Annotated in this window: 13 protein-coding genes; 4 read left to right on the top strand and 9 right to left on the bottom strand. The window is 70.7% G+C overall.

All coding sequences use genetic code 11. The annotated features are described in order from the left end of the window. Nucleotides 1-15: 15 nt before the first annotated feature. From JGU66_20575 to JGU66_20595, 5 genes are all read right to left on the bottom strand, one after another. A complete protein-coding gene (locus JGU66_20575; GenBank protein MBJ6763171.1) occupies nucleotides 16-942 on the bottom strand; it encodes a general secretion pathway protein GspC in 927 nt (308 codons plus the stop codon). A 195-nt stretch (nucleotides 943-1,137) separates the two neighbouring features. After that, entirely contained in the window at nucleotides 1,138-2,532 is a 1,395-nt protein-coding gene (locus tag JGU66_20580) for a sigma-54-dependent Fis family transcriptional regulator (protein ID MBJ6763172.1), read from the bottom strand. Between the two features lie 48 nt (nucleotides 2,533-2,580). Beyond that, nucleotides 2,581-3,582, bottom strand: coding sequence for a ParB N-terminal domain-containing protein (locus tag JGU66_20585; GenBank protein MBJ6763173.1), 1,002 nt, complete (start codon nucleotides 3,580-3,582; stop codon nucleotides 2,581-2,583). A gap of 133 nt (nucleotides 3,583-3,715) precedes the next feature. Further along, entirely contained in the window at nucleotides 3,716-5,065 is a 1,350-nt protein-coding gene (locus JGU66_20590; protein MBJ6763174.1) for a TldD/PmbA family protein, read from the bottom strand. A gap of 29 nt (nucleotides 5,066-5,094) precedes the next feature. Continuing rightward, nucleotides 5,095-6,576: a TldD/PmbA family protein gene (locus JGU66_20595; GenBank protein ID MBJ6763175.1), complete on the bottom strand. Its 1,482-nt coding sequence runs from the start codon at nucleotides 6,574-6,576 to the stop codon at nucleotides 5,095-5,097. 172 nt (nucleotides 6,577-6,748) lie between these two features. Here JGU66_20595 and JGU66_20600 point away from each other — a divergent pair, with 172 nt between their 5' ends. Genes JGU66_20600 through JGU66_20610 form a run of 3 tightly spaced genes read left to right on the top strand, consistent with a single transcriptional unit; the run spans nucleotide 6,749 to nucleotide 10,752 of the window. Further along, nucleotides 6,749-8,860: an FHA domain-containing protein gene (locus JGU66_20600; protein ID MBJ6763176.1), complete on the top strand. Its 2,112-nt coding sequence runs from the start codon at nucleotides 6,749-6,751 to the stop codon at nucleotides 8,858-8,860. Nucleotides 8,861-8,912: 52 nt separating this feature from the next. Continuing rightward, nucleotides 8,913-10,256 (top strand): cyclic nucleotide-binding domain-containing protein, encoded by a 1,344-nt coding sequence (locus JGU66_20605; GenBank protein ID MBJ6763177.1) that lies wholly within the window; start codon nucleotides 8,913-8,915, stop codon nucleotides 10,254-10,256. Between the two features lies 1 nt (nucleotide 10,257). Then, nucleotides 10,258-10,752 carry a hypothetical protein gene (locus JGU66_20610; GenBank protein MBJ6763178.1) on the top strand — a complete coding sequence of 165 codons (495 nt, stop codon included), beginning with the start codon at nucleotides 10,258-10,260 and terminating at the stop codon, nucleotides 10,750-10,752. Here JGU66_20610 and JGU66_20615 read toward each other — a convergent pair. Then, nucleotides 10,744-12,333: a tetratricopeptide repeat protein gene (locus JGU66_20615; GenBank protein ID MBJ6763179.1), complete on the bottom strand. Its 1,590-nt coding sequence runs from the start codon at nucleotides 12,331-12,333 to the stop codon at nucleotides 10,744-10,746. The genes JGU66_20610 and JGU66_20615 overlap by 9 nt on opposite strands. A 134-nt stretch (nucleotides 12,334-12,467) precedes the next feature. Between JGU66_20615 and JGU66_20620 the strand changes: the two genes are divergently transcribed. Then, nucleotides 12,468-13,436 (top strand): homoserine kinase, encoded by a 969-nt coding sequence (locus JGU66_20620; protein ID MBJ6763180.1) that lies wholly within the window; start codon nucleotides 12,468-12,470, stop codon nucleotides 13,434-13,436. Nucleotides 13,437-13,452: 16 nt separating this feature from the next. On the opposite strand, the gene JGU66_20625 is transcribed toward JGU66_20620, so the two are convergent. The 3 genes from JGU66_20625 to JGU66_20635 all read right to left on the bottom strand — a co-directional run bounded on the left by JGU66_20625 (nucleotide 13,453) and on the right by JGU66_20635 (nucleotide 16,941). Continuing rightward, on the bottom strand, nucleotides 13,453-13,923 hold the full coding sequence (locus tag JGU66_20625) for a nuclear transport factor 2 family protein (protein MBJ6763181.1): 471 nt from the start codon (nucleotides 13,921-13,923) through the stop codon (nucleotides 13,453-13,455). Between the two features lie 74 nt (nucleotides 13,924-13,997). After that, nucleotides 13,998-14,528, bottom strand: coding sequence for a hypothetical protein (locus JGU66_20630; GenBank protein MBJ6763182.1), 531 nt, complete (start codon nucleotides 14,526-14,528; stop codon nucleotides 13,998-14,000). A gap of 55 nt (nucleotides 14,529-14,583) precedes the next feature. Further along, nucleotides 14,584-16,941: a hypothetical protein gene (locus JGU66_20635; protein MBJ6763183.1), complete on the bottom strand. Its 2,358-nt coding sequence runs from the start codon at nucleotides 16,939-16,941 to the stop codon at nucleotides 14,584-14,586. Nucleotides 16,942-16,955: the final 14 nt, after the last annotated feature.

Genomic DNA, 16,955 nt, shown 5'->3' on the forward strand with positions numbered 1-16,955 from the left:
CGCTGCTGGGGGTGTTTAACGGACGTTGTACGATTTGCGGATCGGCGCTCCGTTGCGCTCGATCTCGATCTCGATACGAGAGGAGTCCTTCAGCTTCGAGTAGACCTCCAGAGCCTTCTCTGGACTGTTCATGTCGAAGCCGTTGATGCGTCGGATGACGTCACCGTTCTGGACGCCAATCTTCGAATAGATGGAATCCGGGCGGATGGAGAAGAGCTTGAAGCCCACGGCCTGCCCATCCTTGAAGGCCGGAACGATGCGCGCCTGCATGGCCACGTCGTTGAGGTTGCCCAGGGTGCGGTCAATCTCCGCCTTGGGCACTTCGTACTCGTTCTCGCTGAGGGCCTTGATGCCGTTGCCCAGGCCGTTTCCGGCGGGCGGCGCGGTGTTGGCGGGGGCGGTGGTGGGCGGCGGCGTGTAGGCCGCGACGGCACCGTCACCCGGCTGCCCGTCGATGAACTCACGGCGGCCACCGTTGTTGATGATGACGCGCTCGCGCTCGATCTCCATGATGGTGGCGCCCTGCAGCGTGTTGCCGATCATGTACGTCTGCGAGCGCTGCGTGACCATGTCCTGGATGGACGCGAAGGACCAATCCGGGTTGGCCGCCACGAGCGTGCCCAGCAGCTTCACGCGCATGCCGCTCTTGGCAGGGGGCGCGTTGGGATCCATCTGCGGGGGACCCTCAGGCTCCTTCACCGCCACCTCGGGCTCGGGAATCTTGATGCCCGTGAGCTTGGACAACCGCTCCATGTCGAGCGAGGCCACGCTGGTCTCCGCCGCACGAGCGTGGTGCGGCGCGCGCGCGGACTGCCCCGATGAAGGGGCCGGCGCGATGGCGGACTCGACGAACAGGTTCACCGTGCGCGCCGCCAGCAAGGCGACGAACAGGATGAACAGCAAGCTCACCGTCCAGAAGTATTTGCGAAAGAAGAGTTCCATCACGCTTCCAAGAGAAAGCCAGCCCCGGATTCAGCAAGCCAAGTGCCACCGGCGGGGGCGGGCAGAGAACTTGAGCCTTACGGCCAAGTGCTCGGAATTATTTCGGAATAGCGGACGCGCCGGAGGGGGCGAGCGGGCCCGCGCCGCTGTGCGGACAAATTGTCAAAAGCGAGCGGGGGCTGGTGTGACGCCCTGTCAGTCCGGCACGCCTGGGGGAGGGGGCGTCTCCGGGCCGGTCTGCTCACGCTCGAGCTTGCGGTAGATGGTGCGCGCGGCGATGCCGAGCAGCCGCGCGGCCAGCGTCTTGTCGCCCCGGGTGTGGCGCAGCGTTTCGTGGATCACCCGGCGCTCGATCTCCTCCATGGGCGTGCCAATGGGGATGACGAGCTGACCCGCGGAGCCGAGCGGCCCCTTGCGCACCGACTCGGGCAGGTCGCTGGCCTCCAGCACCTCGCCGCGGGCGAGCACCACGGCACGCTCCACGGCGTGCTCCAACTCGCGCACGTTGCCGGGCCACGCGTAGTTCTCCAGCACGCCCAGCGCCTCGGCGGAGAAGCCGCGCAGCACCTTGGCGTTCTTCGCGGCGAAGCGGCGCAGGAAGGCATCCGCCAGCAGGGGGATGTCCTCGCGGCGCGAGGCCAGCGCGGGCACGCGGATCTCCACCACGTGCAGGCGGTAGTAGAGGTCCTCGCGGAAGCGGCCCTCCGCGACCTCCTTCTGCAGGTCCTTGTTCGTGGCGGCGACGAGCCGCACGTCCACCTTCACCGTCTGCGTGCCGCCCAGCCGCTCCAGCTCTCCCTCCTGCAGCACGCGCAGCAGCTTCACCTGCGCGGTGAGGGGAAGCTCGCCTACTTCATCCAGGAAGAGGGTGCCTCCGTGGGCGCGCTCGAAGCGGCCCTCGCGCCGGGCCACCGCGCCCGTGAAGGCGCCGCGCTCCACGCCGAACAGCTCCGCCTCCAGGATGCTCTCCGGCAGCGCGCCGCAGTTGACCGCGATGAAGGCGGCCCGGGCTCGCGACGAGTACTCATGCAGCGCGCGAGCGGCCAGCTCCTTGCCCGTGCCGGACTCGCCCAGCAGGAGCACGGTGGCGGTGGAGGGCGCGGCCTGCCGCAGGGTGTCCAGCATGGCGCGGAAGGCAGGGGACTGGCCCACCATGGCCTTCCCACCCGAGGGGGATATCTCCGCCAGCTTCGCCTTGAGCGACTGGTTCTCCGCCACCAGCGCCTGCTTCTCCAGCGCCTTCTGGACCGCCTTCACCAGCGAGTGGCGCTTGAGGGGCTTGGTGATGAAGTCGTAGGCGCCGTCCTTCATGGCCGCCACCGCCGTCTCCACCGTGCCGTAGGCGGTCATCAGCACCACCTCCACGTCCGGGCGGATGGCGCGGCTGGCCTTGAGCAGCTCCTGCCCGTCCATGCCGGGCATCATCAGGTCCGTCACCATCACGCTCACCTCGGGGCGCCGGAGCATCTCCAGCGCCTCGGTGCCCTGGGCCGCGGTGAGCGTGGCGAAGCCTTCCCGCTGGAAGATGCGGGCGACCGAATCGAGGTTGGCGCGGTCGTCGTCGACGACCAGGACCGTGGGCGATGTCATGGGTGTGCGTGTGCCTTTCGCGGACCACGGACTTGCAAGGCCTGTTCCCTAGCTGGCGTCCTCATCCGGCTCCAGGGGCCCGCCCCCCATGCGGCCGATGTCTTCCTTGCGCACCGAGTCCACCTTGAACTTGCGGGCGCTGGCGAGCATCCGCTCCAGGGTGGCGTCGAAGTCCGGCGGCGCGCCGTCCTTGCGGAAGCGCAGGAAGTTGATGCGCGCGACGACGAAGTTCTTGAGGTAGGGGCTCTGCATGCCCCGCTCCTTGAGCGCGTTGACGACGGCGACGACCGCGTCGTCCAGCTCCAGGAGGCGCGTGGCGCGGGCCTCGCGCAGGGGGAGCATCTCGGCGAGCGGCCGGGACTGGAAGGACTCCACGAGCTTGACGAAGGGGTGGTAGGCGCCCGCGGAGAAGCGGGGGCGCAGCTCATAGGCCGCGCCCAGGGTGATGAACGAGGGCTCGTCGAAGAGCGGCGCGAAGTTCGTCTCGGGGCCTCCGCGCCCGGCGCCCACGAGGCCGCGGTACATGCGGATGACCTCGAGCGAGCGCTCCTTTAGGTTGTGGGCCTTCTCCGTGTTGAGGGCGAGGATTTGATAGGCCACGTCCTCCTCGGGCAGGAGCAGCGCGACGATGGCCTTGGCTCCGAGCAGCTTGCTGGCGTGCAGCCGGTGGTTGCCGTTGGGTGTCCAGTATCGGCCGTCCTTGCGCACCGCGATGACGGGGTCGAGGAAGCGATCCAACCGCTCCATCGCGGTGGCGAGCCGCTTCACGTGCGGCTCGGACAGGTCGCGTTGGTAGGGCGTGGGCTCCACCTTGTCGATGGGCAGCGCGGCGAGCACGACGGGGTGCGCGCCCAGCGGATCCCGATAGACGCTGAGCACCTCGCCGCCGTCCGCGCGGACCGCCTCCAACAGCTCGATGGGGTACGCGGCGGCGTCGCTGGCGACCTCCGCCACGGTGAGTCCCCTGGACTTCGGCTCGGCCTTCTTGCGGCGCGGCTTGCGCGGCGTCGTCGTCTTGGCGGCGGCCTTGCGTGCGGACTTCGCTGCCATGTGCGTGCCCCTCCCTGGACGCGCGCCGCGATGGCGCGCCGGGTGTGTGGATACAAGAGACCCCTGACATCCTCTCGCCCCAGCGCCAGGAGCGTCAGCGGCGGGGGAGCGTAGGGCGACGTGGCGGGGCGGACTACGCGCCCGAGACCGTGAGCTGACGGAAGCGGACAGTGGGCGCGCCCACGGGGCCGCCTCGGAACTGGAGGTCGCTGGCCACCGCGTCCAGGTCGGTCAGCATCTGGAGCAGGTTGCCGGCCACGGTGACCTCCTGCACGGGGTGCGTCAGCTCGCCCTTGTCGATCCACAGCCCGGTGGCGCCCGCGGACAGGTCCCCGGACACGGGATCCGCGCCGTGTCCCAGGAGCGCCGTCACGTAGAGGCCCTGATCCACCTCGCGGATCAGCTCCTCGGGCGCGCGCTTGCCCGGCTCCAGGTAGAGGTTCGTGGTGCCGATGCCCGGCAGCGCGTTGTAGCCGCGCGCCGCGTTGCCCGTGGTGCGCGCCTTGGCCTTGCGCGCCGTGAACGCGTCGTAGAGGAAGTGGGTGAGCACGCCCTGGTCCAGGATGGGCGTGCGCCGCGTGGGCACGCCTTCGCCGTCGAACGGCGTGGTGGCAAGGCCGCGCGCGAGCAGCCCATCATCCACCAGCGTCACATGTGAACCCGCCAGCCGCTTGCCCTTGAGCGACGCCAGCACGCTGGCCTTCTGGTGCACGGCGTTTCCGTCCGCCGCGGTGGCGAGGTTGCCCACGAAGGACGCGGCCACCAGCGGATCGAACAGCACCGGCACCTGCTGCGTCTTGACCTGTCGGGCGCCCAGCATGCGCACCGCTCGGCGCGCGGCCTCTCGGCCAATGGACTCGGGCGACTCCAGGTCGTCGAGGAAGCGCTTGTAGTCGAGCCAGTACCCCGTCTGGAGCTGGCCCCCCCCCGAGGCCACCGGCACCGCGACGATGTACACGTAGGTGCCGCTGTGGCTCCCCGTCATGCCCTCGCTGGAGGCCAGGTAGACCTCCGTCACGAAGTCACCGGCGGACACCGAGTCGAACGTGGCCACGCGCGCGTCCTCGTCGCGCCCGGCCTTCTCGGCCTCGAGGGCCGCGCGAATCTTCCAGTCGCCGGCGAGCCCCGCCACCTTCGGGTCGAAGAGGGGGCCTGGATCCACGGGCTTGCCCAGCTCGTTGCGGGTGGGCAGCCCGTTGAGCTTGTTGGGCGCGGCGGCCTCGGCCAGTTGCACGGCGAGGTCCGCGACTCGGTCCAACCCCGCGGGCGTGAAGTCGGACGTGAAGGCGAAGCCGAGCCGGTTCTTCACGATGACGCGGACGCCCACGCCCTTGCTGGTGGCCTCGGTGAGGTCCTCCACCTGGCCCTCTCGCACGCGGACGCTGCTCTGCCGGCCCACCTCGAGGAATGCCTCGGCCTGCTGCGCGCCCTTCTTCTTCGCGCGCTGGACGACCTTCTTCGCGAGCTGCTCGTAGTTGCTCATGGTCGACGTCTCCCTCTTTCCGTCCGGCCTCAGCCGACCCGCGTGCCGCCCACCGTCACGTTGTCGATTCGCACCGTGGGCAGCCCCACGCCCACCGGCAGCATCTGCCCATCCTTCACGCACACGCCCATGCCTGGATCCGGGCGCGGATCGCACCCCACGCGCGTGACGTTCTTGAGCGCCTCGGGCCCCACGCCCACGAGGATGGCGTTCTTCACCGGGCGGCCCAGCTTGCCGTCCTCGATCTGGTAGGCCTCGCTCACCTCGAAGACGAAGTTGCCGTTGCTGATGTCCACCTGGCCTCCGCCGAAGGTGGCGCAGTACAGCCCGCGCTTCACCTCGCCGAGGATGTCCTCGGGCGCGTGGTCTCCGGGCGCCAGGAACGTGTTCGTCATGCGGGGCAGGGGCATGCTCTTGAACGTCTCGCGGCGGCCGCTGCCCGTGGAGCGCTGGCCCATCAGCTTCGCGTTGAGCGAGTCGTAGAGGTAGCCCTTCAGGACGCCCTTCTCGATGAGGACCTTGCGCTCGGCGGGAGTGCCCTCGTCGTCGATGTTGATGGAACCGCGGGCGCTCGCCACCGTGCCGTCATCGATGACCGTCACGAGCTCCGAGGCGACTTTCTCGCCCAGCTTCCCGGCGAAGAGGGACGTGCCCTTGCGGATGAAGTCCGCCTCCAGGCCGTGGCCCACCGCCTCGTGCAAGAGGATGCCGCTCCAGCCCGGCGCGAGCACCACCGTCTGAGGGCCCGCCGCGCAGTCCACCGCGCCCAGCGTGGCGATGGCCTGCCGTGCCGCCTCTCTGGCGACTTCCTCGGGCGGGTGCAGGTCCCAGTGCGTGAAGGGCACCCGACCGCCGCCGCCGTACATGCCCGTGCGCCGCTCGTTCCCCTTGCCCAGCGCCACCACATGCACCGCGAGCCGGCACAGGTCCTGCGTGTCCTCGCTGTAGTGCCCGGTCGTGTTCGCCACGGAGATGCGCCGCGTCTGGTCCACGTAGGTGGCGTTCACCTGCTGGATGCGCGAGTCGAAGCCACGCGCCGCCCGGTCCGCGCGCATCAGCAGCTTCGTCTTGAGCGAGACCGCCACGTCCTCCAGCGGCGTGGCCACCCGATAGTGGCTGGGCACTGGCGCGCGGTGCACTGGGAACGAGCGCTCGGCGCCACCGCCCTGGGCAATCATCGCGGCCGTCTGGGCGGCGCGCACCAGCGCGGGCTCGTCCCAGTCGTCCGAGTAGGCATAGCCCACCTTCGCTCCGGCGATGACGCGGACGCCCACGCCCTGCACCAGTCCCACCTGGGCGCTCCGGATGCGGGATTCCTCCAGGACGACCGCGGTGGTGGAGGTCCGCTCGACGTACACCTCGGCGAAGTCCCCGCCGCGCGCCATGGCCTCGGCCAGGAGGCGTTCGAGCAACCCCGACGGCAGCAGCGGGGTGGGCGCGGGCTGCCGTGTCGCCAGCGGGGCGAGCTGCGAGGGACGGGCCCGCCTTGGCGGGGCTGATGCTCGGGGCATGATCGGACTCTCCCAGGGTGAAGGGTGGGGCGCGAAGTACCTACATAGGAGGCACGGCGGCCGGGTTCAACGGACAAGGGCGGCCAGTCTTCCTGGAGGGACGGGCCTGTCCGCATTCCCACCGTGGGGACAGCCATCTAAGATGCCCGCCGCTTCAACCTGGAACCTGCACATGCCTCCTCGTCGTCCCCCACCTTCGTCTCGCGCGGGCACCGGTCGTCCGGATGGCGCGCCGGCGGAACGCAGACCCAAGCCCGCGGCCTCGGGCCGTGCCTCCCGTCCGGCGCCGGAGGAAGAGGACTGGTCCGCGCCCGAGTCGGAGGAGGGGGGCTCGGACGAGGCTCGACCCGAGCTGTACGGTGAGGATGACTCCCAGCGCTCGCTCACGGGCGAGACGCGGGTGGCCTCCGTGGAGGTGCTCCGCGAGGAGGCGTCCAACAGCTCGGAGGACGAGGACGACAACTCCGAGGCCACGCGCGCGGGGCCTCCCGTGTTGGTCGAGTCCCTGGAGGGGCCGGACAAGGGCCGCAAGAAGCGCTTCCAGGGCGTGCGGCTGGTGGTGGGGCGCGGCAAGGACTGCGACTTCGTCCTCACGGACCAGTCCGTGTCCCGGCGCCACCTGGAGTTCGTGTACGGCGAGAAGGGCGTCGTCATGCGCGACCTGGGCAGCGTCAGCGGCACCAAGGTCAATGATCAGCGCGTGGACGAGTGCCTGCTGAAGCACGGCGACGAGATCGCCGTGGGCAAGACGCGCCTGCGCTTCGTGGACGAGGCCGAGCAGATCAAGGAGCTGCGCGCCAAGGCGGACAGCGAGAAGGAGTCGGCGCCCAAGGAGAAGCCCGCTCCGGCCAAGGAGGGCGCGCGGTCCTCGGGCGCGGCGCGTGGCTCGGACGTGGATCCGAATGATCCGCGCTTCAACGAGGCGACCAACGCCAACTACAAGCTCTCGGACCTGATGCGGCCGGGCGCCCAGCCGCAGGGCAGCTCCCCGGGGCCGAGCAAGTCGCGACCGCCGGCGCGCTCCGTCAGTCGGACGCCGCAGGGGATGGATCCGAAGATGAAGCTCTTCGCTATCGGCGGCGGCGTGGTCGTGCTGCTGCTGGTGATGGGCCTCGTGTTCGCGAAGAAGGATCCGCCGCCTCCGCCGCCTCCGGATCCGAAGATCGCCAAGTCCACCCAGCTCATGCAGCGGGCCCGCGAGTCGGTTCGCGGGGGCGAGTTCGCGGACGCGGTGCGCTTCGTGGAAGAGGCCGAGAAGCTCAACCCTGGCGTGGACGTGGATGGGCTGGGCAAGGCCGCCCGCAAGCAGCAGGCGGTGGCCGAGGCGCTGGAGCAGGCGCGCGCGCTCATCGCGGAGAACAAGTTCGAGGAAGCGCGGGCGAAGCTGGCCGCGGCGCCCCAGGGCACGGCGAAGAGCGACGAAGAGAAGACCAAGCTGGAGACCGAACTCCAGGAGAAGGAAGGCCAGTTCCTCGTGTCGCAGGCGGACGCGGCGCTCGCGTCGAGGGACCCCGAGGCGGTGCGACCGCTCCTGGAGAAGCTGCCCGAGAACGCCCGGCCCATCTACCAGCAGAAGCTGACGGACCTGGAGGCGGAGCTGGCGAAGGAGGCGACGGACGCGGCCCGGCAGACGCGCATCCGCAACGCCAACGCGGCGGACTCGGCCAAGCGTCGCCGCGAGGAGCTGGTCGCCGAGGCCTTCATCGACGTGGAGCGGCGCTTCAACGGCGGTGACTTCCAGCGCGCGGTGTTGGAGTGCGACCGCGTGGTGGACAAGAACAAGGCGGACAAGGACATCCGCGATCGGGCGCGCGACCTCAAGCGCCTCATCCCGCTGTTCAAGACGGCGTTCGAGGACGGTCAGCGCAAGTACCAGTCCGGTGCGCTGGAGGCGGCGGTGAAGCCGCTGCGCCGCGCCGCCGAGCTGTACCGGCAGATTGGCTTCAGCGGCTCGCTGGTGAACTCCATCGACGAGCAACTCGCCTCGGCGTCCGTGTCCGCGGGCCAGGCGGCCTTGAAGCGCGGCGACCTGGGCGCGGCGTCCACCCACTTCCGCGAGGCGCTGCGCCTCAACCCGGGCGACTCGCGCGCGCGGGACGGGCTCAGCACGCTGCAGAAGCGGGTGGAGGAGCTGTTCCTCCAGGCGTACATCCAGCGGGACCGGGATCCGCAGGCCGCCACGGAGAAGTTCAAGATCGTCATCGAGGCATCCGCCGAGGACGCGGACGTCAAGCGCAAGGCCGAGATGTACCTGGGCGAGATGCAGCCGAAGTCGGGAGAGTGACACGTGGGCCGTGCGCAGGGTGGGATGATGCAGACAGGGCGAGAGGTTCGGGATGAGTGAGTCGTCGCTGCGTGAACTCGGGGTGGACCTCATCGAGGAGCGCCAGTTCGAGCGGGCCCTCGCGGTGTTCGCCGAGGCGGTGCGCCGTGTGCCGGCGGACCATCGCTCGCGAATGCTGGCGGCGCGGTGCCTGGCCGAGCTGGGCGAGCGAGAGCGCGCCGTCACCGCGTACCACGCGTGCGCGGAGGGACTCCTGCGCCGCGACTACCTGCTCAGCGCCATCGCGGCCTGCAAGCTGGGGCTGGAGCTGTCTCCGTCCGAGCGGCGGCTGAAGGACACACTGGTGCGCGTCCACTCGCGCGCGGCACGCAGCGCCCCGGGCCGCGCGGCCGTGCCTCCGCCGCTGCCTCCCGAGGTGCTCTACGACGGCAAGGTGGACACGGACCTCATGGGCCTGATGGGCGAGGAGCTGTCCTCGCGCGCCATCGAGGTGCTCGCCGCGCCGGATCCGGGCGGCGCCGCGGATCCGCACGGCCGTCCGCCGCTGCCGCTGTTCGCGGACCTGGGCCGCGACGCGTTCATCGACCTGGTGGCCCGCATGGGCTGGCGCGTGGTCAAGCCGGACGAGGTCATCATCCACGAGGGTGAGCCGAACGACCACCTGCACGTCATCGTCGCTGGCAAGTCAGAGGTGACGCGTCGGGTGGAGGGCGAGGCGCGCACCCTGGGCTTCCTGGGCGGCGGCTCCATCTTCGGAGAGATCTCCCTGCTCACCGGCGCGCCACCCACAGCCACGGTCACCGCGGTGTCCGATGCGGAAGTCTTCGAGATCCGCCGTGAGCACCTCAACGTGGTGGCCAAGAGCCACCCGGACGTGCCGCAGGTGCTGGCGGACTTCGCGCAGCAGCGCATGGCCCGCAACCTGATGGCCACCTCGCCCATGTTCCAGCAGCTCCCCGAGTCGGAGCGCGGCGCGATGCTCCAGCGCTTCACCTTCCGGGCCCTCCAGGCGCGCGAGAAGGTGCTCGTGGAGGGTGAGCACTCGCCGGGCCTGTTCCTGGTGCTCGCCGGCGAGCTGGTGGTGCAGAAGGAGGACCCCGCTGGCGGCGTGGTGACGCTGGGCGTGCTGCGCGAGGGCGACGTGGCGGGGGAGATCTCCCTGCTCACGGGCCTGCGTGCCACGGCCACGGTGGTGGCCACGCGCAAGACGGCGGCGGCCTCGCTGGACCGCGGCGCCTTCCACGAACTGGTGAAGGCCTTCCCGCACATCCGCACGTACCTGGAGCAGCTCTCGGATCGCCGACTGAAGCAGATTGGCGAGGCGCTGCGGCCCGCGGAGATCATCGACGCGGACGAGCTGGTGATGGAGCCGGACACCGAGGCGGGAGCGGCGTGAGATGGTGACGGTGACGCGTTCGCGCGTGGTGGCGGGTGGACTGGCGTTGGTGGCGGCGTTCCTCGTGCTGTGCTTCTGGCCGCGCGAGGAGCCCGGGGTGAAGGACGCCGTCACCCGGCAGATCATCAACATGACCCGCGCGGCGGAGGAGAAGAACGTCGGCGCGGTGATGGAGGGCGTGTCCGAGCGCTTCAAGACGACGGACGGGTGGAACCGTCAGGACGTGCATCGCATCCTGGCGGGCCAGGTGCTGCGCGGCCAATGGGTGCGCATCTTCACCACGGACATCGACGTGCACGAGGTGTCGCCCACGCAAGGCGACTTCCGCGCGCGCTTCATCTTCGGCCGCTCACAGGCGGACAAGCTGGAGGACCTGGCGCGTGAGAGCGTCCTCAGCGCCTATGCCATCGAGGGCACGTTCGAGAAGGAAGCCGACGGCGAGTGGCGCGTGGTGAAGGCGAAGCACCGCCAGTTGGATCCCGCGGAGCTACTGTAGCGTCGCCGCCGTCTGCGTGACCCACGCCTTGGCCATGTTGGCCTGCCCGGCGGCCTCGAGCCGCTGGCGCACGGCCTCGATGCGAGAGGCGAGCTGGGCGCGGGGGACACCCTGGGCCCGCGCCCGCACCAGCCCGAAGTAGTGGTGCTGGCAGCCCACCGCGAAGTCGCCCTGCGCGAAGAGCAGGTCCCCCATCGCCGCGTAGGCCTCCGGCAAGGTGCCCGCGCCCGTCTCCGGCGCCACCGCGGCCAGCAGCGGCTTGGCTCCCGCGTAGTCCTTGCGCGCGAGCAGCAGCGCGCCCTTCGCGTACTGCGCCCGGGCCATGCCCACGCCACGCACCGCGAGCGCCTGCTCGTAGGCGGCCAGCGCGTCGTCCTGCTTGCCCGCGGCCTCCAGCACTCCGCCGCGCGCCAGCCAGTAGCGATCATCCCGGCTCAGCGCGGCCACGGGCTTGCCGTCTGGCGGCGTCACCTTCACATCTCGGAACGTCGTCGCGTAGGCGTCCAGGAGCGCCAGCGCGCCGGCACCATCCCCCGCGGACTGGAGTGCACGCGCACCCTCGACGTAGGGCAGGGGAGCGGTGCGGCGCGCGGCCACCGCGGCCTCGAAGGCGGCCCGAGCCTCGGGTGACTTCTTCGCGGCCAGCACACGGGCGCGGGTGAAGAGGGCGAAGCGCTCGTCGGCGCGCGCCCGGAGCGCTTGATCCGCCGCGCCCAGGGCCTCGTCCAGCGCGCCCTTCGCCAAGGCCATCTCCGCTTGAAGCGCCTCGGCTCGTGCCTGGAGCGTGGGCGTCAGCTCCCGCCCGCGTCCGCGCACGTCCGCGAGCGTGGGCTCAGCGCTCTCCCGGGGCTGGCCCGCGTACAGCCTGGCCAGCGCGGCCGTCACGCGCGACAGCAGGTGGTCCGGGTTCGCGGTGGTGGCGCGCGAGAAGGCCTCCACGGCCTGGGTGTACTGGCCTTCGTCCAAGAGGGCCTCGCCGTACGCGGTCGCGAAGCGAGGGTCCTTCCAGGAGGCATCCGCCGCGCGCGCGTAGGCCTGTCGTGCTCCCGCCAGGTCGCCCTTGAGCTGGAGGACACGCGCCTGCGCCAGCGTCAGCCGAGGACTGTTCGCCCCCTGGGACCGAAGCTCCTCCAGCAGCCGCTCCGCCTCGGCCGTCTTGCCCTCGGCGAGCAGGAGCTGTGCGCGCGCGCCGTAGCGCTCCCCGGAGCGTGAGTCCAACGCCTCCGCGCGCTCCAGGTGCGCCCGCGCCCGCGCGTCCGCTCCGGGCTGCCGGTGCTCCAGCCACATCTCCGCCTGCACATCGGCCGCGAGCGCCTGGGCGTCCCGCATGTCGGAGTTGAGGGCGAAGAGCGCGTCCAACTGCTGCATCGCCACCGCGAGGTCCGCCGGGTTGTCCCGCTGCGCCGCCGCGCGCGCCATGCGCAGGTGCGTCTCGGTCTCCTGGCGCACCTGCCCGCGATGCACGCCGTACGTCACCCCGCCCGCCAGCAGCGCCGCCACCACGCCAATCTGAGCCAGCGCGCTCCCCAGGCTCTCGCGCCGCGGTCCCCCGTCGCGCCCCTTGCCGCCTGCCGTGTCCATGGGACGCCCCTCTCCCGCGCGAAAATTGAATGGTTTCGGACGTTTATGATGACTATACGAGATGCACTGATATGTCTGGCTTCCGTGGGTGTCAACGCCGGGAACCGGTGGGGCATCCGCTCGGGAGGTGCGCGATGGCGGTGTACACGACACTCTCGGCCGAGGCGTTCGCGCAGGTGGCCGAGGCGTTCGAGCTGGGTGCGGTGCGGACGGTGACTCCCATCCCGCAAGGCTCCATCAACACGAACCATCGCCTGGACACGGCGCAAGGCCGCTACTTCGTCCGTCACACGACGGTGCGCACGGAGGCGGACCTGCGCTTCGAGGCCGCGCTGCTGACGCACTTGTCCCAGTTCCACTTCCCCTCGCCGGTGCTGCTGTCCACGCGCACGGGCGCGAACTTCCTGCCGCTGGAAGGCGGGCGCGTGAGCGTCTTCCGCTGGCTGGTGGGTGAGGAGCTGCGGCGCGAGCAGCTCACCGCCGAGCACGTGGAGCAGCTAGGCCAGGAACTGGGCAAGCTGCACCGGGCCACCCAGTCCTTCAGCGCCTCGCGCGACAATCCCTACGGCCCGAGTCAGGTGAGCGGGTGGCTGGAAGGGCTGCGCCAGCGCCCCGAGCCGGAGCTGGCGGAGGCCGCGCGAGAGCTGACCTCACTGCTCGCGCGAGCCGAGTCCGAGCGCCAGGGCTTGGAGCCCCTGGGCGTCATCCACGCGGACCTCTTCCTGGACAACGTGAAGTGGCTCGGGGAGCGGGTGGGGGCGTTCTTCGACTTCGAGATGGCCTGCCGGGAGGCGTACACGCTCGACGTGGCCATCACGCTCAACGCGTGGTGCTTTGACGGGGCCTATCAACCCGAGCTGTGCCGCGCGCTGGTGCGGGGCTACCAGGACGCGCGCCCGCTGTCCGAGGTCGAGCGCGCCAGCCTCTACGGCCACGCGCTCTTCGGCGCCGTGCGCTTCACGGCCAGCCGCATCCGGGACTACCACCTGTCCCCGCTGCCGCCGGACAAGCTGACGCCCAAGGACTACCGCACCTACTTGTCCCGGGCGCGTGCGCTGGCGACCCTCGGCCCCGCGGGTCTTCGCGACCTCGTCGGGGCCTGAGGGGCGCGCTTGCGGCTCAGATGCCGGAGACAATCTTCCAGTGGCCATCCACCCGCTGGAAGACCATCTGCTTGAGCTCCGAGTCCTGATCCGCGCGCGGCGTCAGGCCCGGCAGGCGCCAGCTCGCCTTCCAGTAGTAGACGGCGGCGGCCACGTCGCCATTGTCGCTGAACTCCACGCGGCGCACGTTCATCTCCACCTTCGGGTCCTTGATCTTCTGGAACAGGGCCTGGAGGTGCGGCAGGAGGTTGGCGTAGGTGAGGTCGTCCTCAGGGCTCTCGGTGCCCGCGTCATCGTGGAACTTCGGGGACACGAGCGCGACGATCGCCTTGGCGTCCAGCGCCTCGAGCGCGGCCCGGTAGCGCTCCATCTCCTGCAGGATGGCGCGCGTCTCGGACGTGTCGCTGATGTTGGTGCCGGGGATGCGCTTCGGGGCGCACGCGGCCAGCAGGGACAGGCAGCAGACGACGAGGAAGCGTTTGTGCATGACGGGGCCTTATGGGGTGAACCACTCAGGTGTCAACCCATTCCCTGGCCCCTCGCGCCGCCTCGCCGCGCGCCTCAGGCGGCCTTGCGGATGACCTCGGCGATGAAGCGGTTGAGCACCGGAATCTCGTTGTCGAGAATCTTCAGGCCCTCGGCCTGGATGATCTTCTCGCCGATGAGCGCCAGCGGCTTCATCAGGAAGGGAAGCTTGAGGGAGATTTCTCCGTCCAGCGAGCGCTCCGTCTGGCCGTTGCCCAGGTCGCGGAAGCGCAGCACGCCCGTGTTCACCAGCATCTTGGAGATGGTGCCGGAGGTGGGCACGTTGGTGAAGGACATCTCCTTCTTGCGCTTGTCGTAGGTGGACGTCTCGATGAAGGCGAACCACTCGGGCGGAACCTGCTTGGGCCCGATGGACGAGATGACGGGCTTGGGGCGGTAGCGCACCTTGCGGCGCACCACGTTGCCCTCGTCCTTCACCTCCAGGGGCTGCAGCTCCAGCAGCACGCCGTGGTGCTTGAGGAGAAATTCGAAGTAGCGCGCGTCGAGCAGCGCGTTCTCCACCTCCGTCACCGACCCCTGGATCCGCTGCCTCGTCTCGAATCGCATTCCCTGCCTCCTGCGGGTGTAGGCAATGTCGCGCCCGTGGCGCGGGCGCCAGCGTCTAGCGGAAAGCCTGGCGCGGCACCAGAGGTCCGCGGAAGGTGGTTTCCTCGAAATCACACCGAGCCTGCCATTCTGACGCTGCCAGACGGAACGCCGGCCCATAGTCGGGAACCGAACCGAGCGCGTGCCGCACCGCGCCGCAATCTCCCGCCAGGTACGCCGTCTCGATGCTCAGCCTCCACGCCTCGCGACGCAGGGCCTCGGGCAGCACGTCCAACGTCAGGGCGCGTTGCAGGTGCTCGGCGGCCAGCGCGGGCGCGCCGGCTTGTCCCAGCCGCCGCCCCAGCAGGTAGTGCAGGTACGCATCCTGTGGCGCGCCCTGGAGCGCGCGAGAGAGCAGCAGGAGGCGCAGCTCCTCGCGGGGCGCGCGGAAGTACGCGGTGATGGGTTCGCGCAGCCCCGGGGTGTCCAGCGCGGCCAGCTTCACCTGCGCCGTGCGGGTGGGGTCCGGGCCCGCGTCGAGCGCGAGCACGCTTTGTAGGAAGCCGCGCGCGGTGTCGGGCTGCTCCTGTCGCAGGGCCACGTCGGCGCGAGCCAGGGCCACGTCCGCGGCGAGCGCGGGCCGGTCCTTCACCTGCTCCGCCAGCGCGCTCAGCACGGAGGCGGCCTCGTCCGAGCGCTCCAGCGCGTCCAGAGCCACGGCCTGTCCCAGCCGGTACGTGGGCTCCTCGGGCTGGAGCTGCGCGGCGCGCGCGTAGCGTTGCAGCGCGTCCTCGGGGTCGCTCGTCAGCGCGTCGCGGGCGGTATCGGCCAGTCGGGCCACCTCACGCGCACACGCGCGCGAGAAGAGGCTTCCCGTGCGGAAGCGAGCGAAGGCGCGCGCCACCGCCGAGGCATCCAGCGGCAGCGCATCCACGTAGCGCTCCCACTCGGACACCAGTTCGTCCAGGGGCCGCCCGTAGGCGCCGGCGAAGTCCGCGTGCGCATAGGCGGCGAGCAGCTTGGGCGCGCCGTAGGTGTCCGCGAGGTAGCGCAGGAACGAGCCCGCCACCGTGTACGCGCGCGCGGGCGCGGACTGGTAGAAGCCCTCGGGGCCCATCAGCTTGCGCATGTCCGGCGCCAGCTTCTGCTTGCGCATGCCCGCGGCCCACTGGTGCAGCGTCAGGTCGCCCTGGACCGGATCATCCGCCGCCACCGCGAGCCCCTCGATGACGCCCATCAGGGGCCACACGCCCATCCGCGTGGTGACGTGGAAGAAGCCGCTGCCCGCGGGGCCCGCCATGACGTGCGCCAGCTCGTGGTGCAGCGTGCTGTGCGGGAAGGGCCGGTCCTGGATGTGCAACTCGCGCCGCCACGGCTTGGCGAACTGCGTGCGCCCGGCGCCCACCAGCCGCTGCTTCTCGTCCTCGGAGCGGTAGAGCCACACGGTAATGCGGCCCTCGGGGGCCACGCCCAGGAAGCCCGACAGCTGCGCGTAGCGGAACTCCAGGTCGCGCGCCATCCGGTCCATGTCCTCGCGCGGCTTGCCCCGCGGGTAGTGCAGGACGAAGTGGTCCGTCTCACGCACGCCGCCGAGCTGCTCCGCCAGATAGCCGTCCGTCATGCGCAGGCCCAGCTGGGGCCCATGTCGCTCCAGCATCACGATGCTGGTCGCCGCCAGCGCGACGAGCACCAGCGCCCCCGCGCTCCGGGGTCGCCCCAACCGTCCCGTCGTGGCGTCCAGCAGCGCCGCGGAGAGGGCGGCGAGCAGCACGGCCCACAGCAGGGTCTCCAGGCGGAACCAACCCAGCGCGGGCGTGACGTGGAGCGCCTCGTCGTACAGCGGCCCGGGCAGGTGCCCCAGGAAGTGATTGAAGGCGAACACCTGAGGACCGGCCACCAGCGGCCACGCCGTGGCCACCGCCGAGCCGAGCACCAGCAGGGCGTAAATGCCCGCCGCGCCCCGAGGGCGGCTCGCCGCGAGGCCCGAGAAGACGCCGGCCGCCGAGGCCAACAGGGCGGTGGGCAGGGTGAGCAGCGGAAAGAACCCCACCAACTCGAACGGGTCGCACGCCGTGCGCAGCCGCGCGAAGAGTGTGGCGCACACGAAGGGCGGAATGAGCACCGCGACGTTGAGCAGGGCACTGGCACCCCAGGCGCGCAGCACCGTGACGGCGGGGGAGGTGGCGGGTTCGACCCCGGCGGGCCGGGGCCCCGTCGCCTGGAGGACGCGGCGCTCCTGGAACGCCGCGGCGATGCCCGTGCCACCCCCGAGCAGGCCCCCGGCGATGGAGAGGGCCAGCCCCAGCTCGAAGCCGGGCACCTCGAAGAGCGGGGCGAGCACGAGCGCCGAGCCACCCCCGGCGAGCAGCAGGACGATGGCCAGGACGGCCGGGCGGGCCAGCAGGCCCCGGGCACGAAGGAGGACTTGCCGCATGGCCTCCCCTATAC

This window comes from Myxococcaceae bacterium JPH2 (assembly GCA_016458225.1).
Lineage (GTDB): Bacteria > Myxococcota > Myxococcia > Myxococcales > Myxococcaceae > Citreicoccus.

Excerpts from the sequence above, each read along its gene's own strand:
- JGU66_20630 (MBJ6763182.1), bottom strand. The coding sequence starts at position 14,528 with ATGCGATTCGAGACGAGGCAGCGGATCCAGGGGTCGGTGACGGAGGTG.
- JGU66_20605 (MBJ6763177.1), top strand. The coding sequence starts at position 8,913 with ATGAGTGAGTCGTCGCTGCGTGAACTCGGGGTGGACCTCATCGAGGAG.
- JGU66_20575 (MBJ6763171.1), bottom strand. The coding sequence starts at position 942 with ATGGAACTCTTCTTTCGCAAATACTTCTGGACGGTGAGCTTGCTGTTC.
- JGU66_20580 (MBJ6763172.1), bottom strand. The coding sequence starts at position 2,532 with ATGACATCGCCCACGGTCCTGGTCGTCGACGACGACCGCGCCAACCTC.
- JGU66_20600 (MBJ6763176.1), top strand. The coding sequence starts at position 6,749 with ATGCCTCCTCGTCGTCCCCCACCTTCGTCTCGCGCGGGCACCGGTCGT.
- JGU66_20595 (MBJ6763175.1), bottom strand. The coding sequence starts at position 6,576 with ATGCCCCGAGCATCAGCCCCGCCAAGGCGGGCCCGTCCCTCGCAGCTC.
- JGU66_20615 (MBJ6763179.1), bottom strand. The coding sequence starts at position 12,333 with ATGGACACGGCAGGCGGCAAGGGGCGCGACGGGGGACCGCGGCGCGAG.
- JGU66_20625 (MBJ6763181.1), bottom strand. The coding sequence starts at position 13,923 with ATGCACAAACGCTTCCTCGTCGTCTGCTGCCTGTCCCTGCTGGCCGCG.
- JGU66_20610 (MBJ6763178.1), top strand. The coding sequence starts at position 10,258 with ATGGTGACGGTGACGCGTTCGCGCGTGGTGGCGGGTGGACTGGCGTTG.
- JGU66_20635 (MBJ6763183.1), bottom strand. The coding sequence starts at position 16,941 with ATGCGGCAAGTCCTCCTTCGTGCCCGGGGCCTGCTGGCCCGCCCGGCC.
- JGU66_20585 (MBJ6763173.1), bottom strand. The coding sequence starts at position 3,582 with ATGGCAGCGAAGTCCGCACGCAAGGCCGCCGCCAAGACGACGACGCCG.
- JGU66_20590 (MBJ6763174.1), bottom strand. The coding sequence starts at position 5,065 with ATGAGCAACTACGAGCAGCTCGCGAAGAAGGTCGTCCAGCGCGCGAAG.
- JGU66_20620 (MBJ6763180.1), top strand. The coding sequence starts at position 12,468 with ATGGCGGTGTACACGACACTCTCGGCCGAGGCGTTCGCGCAGGTGGCC.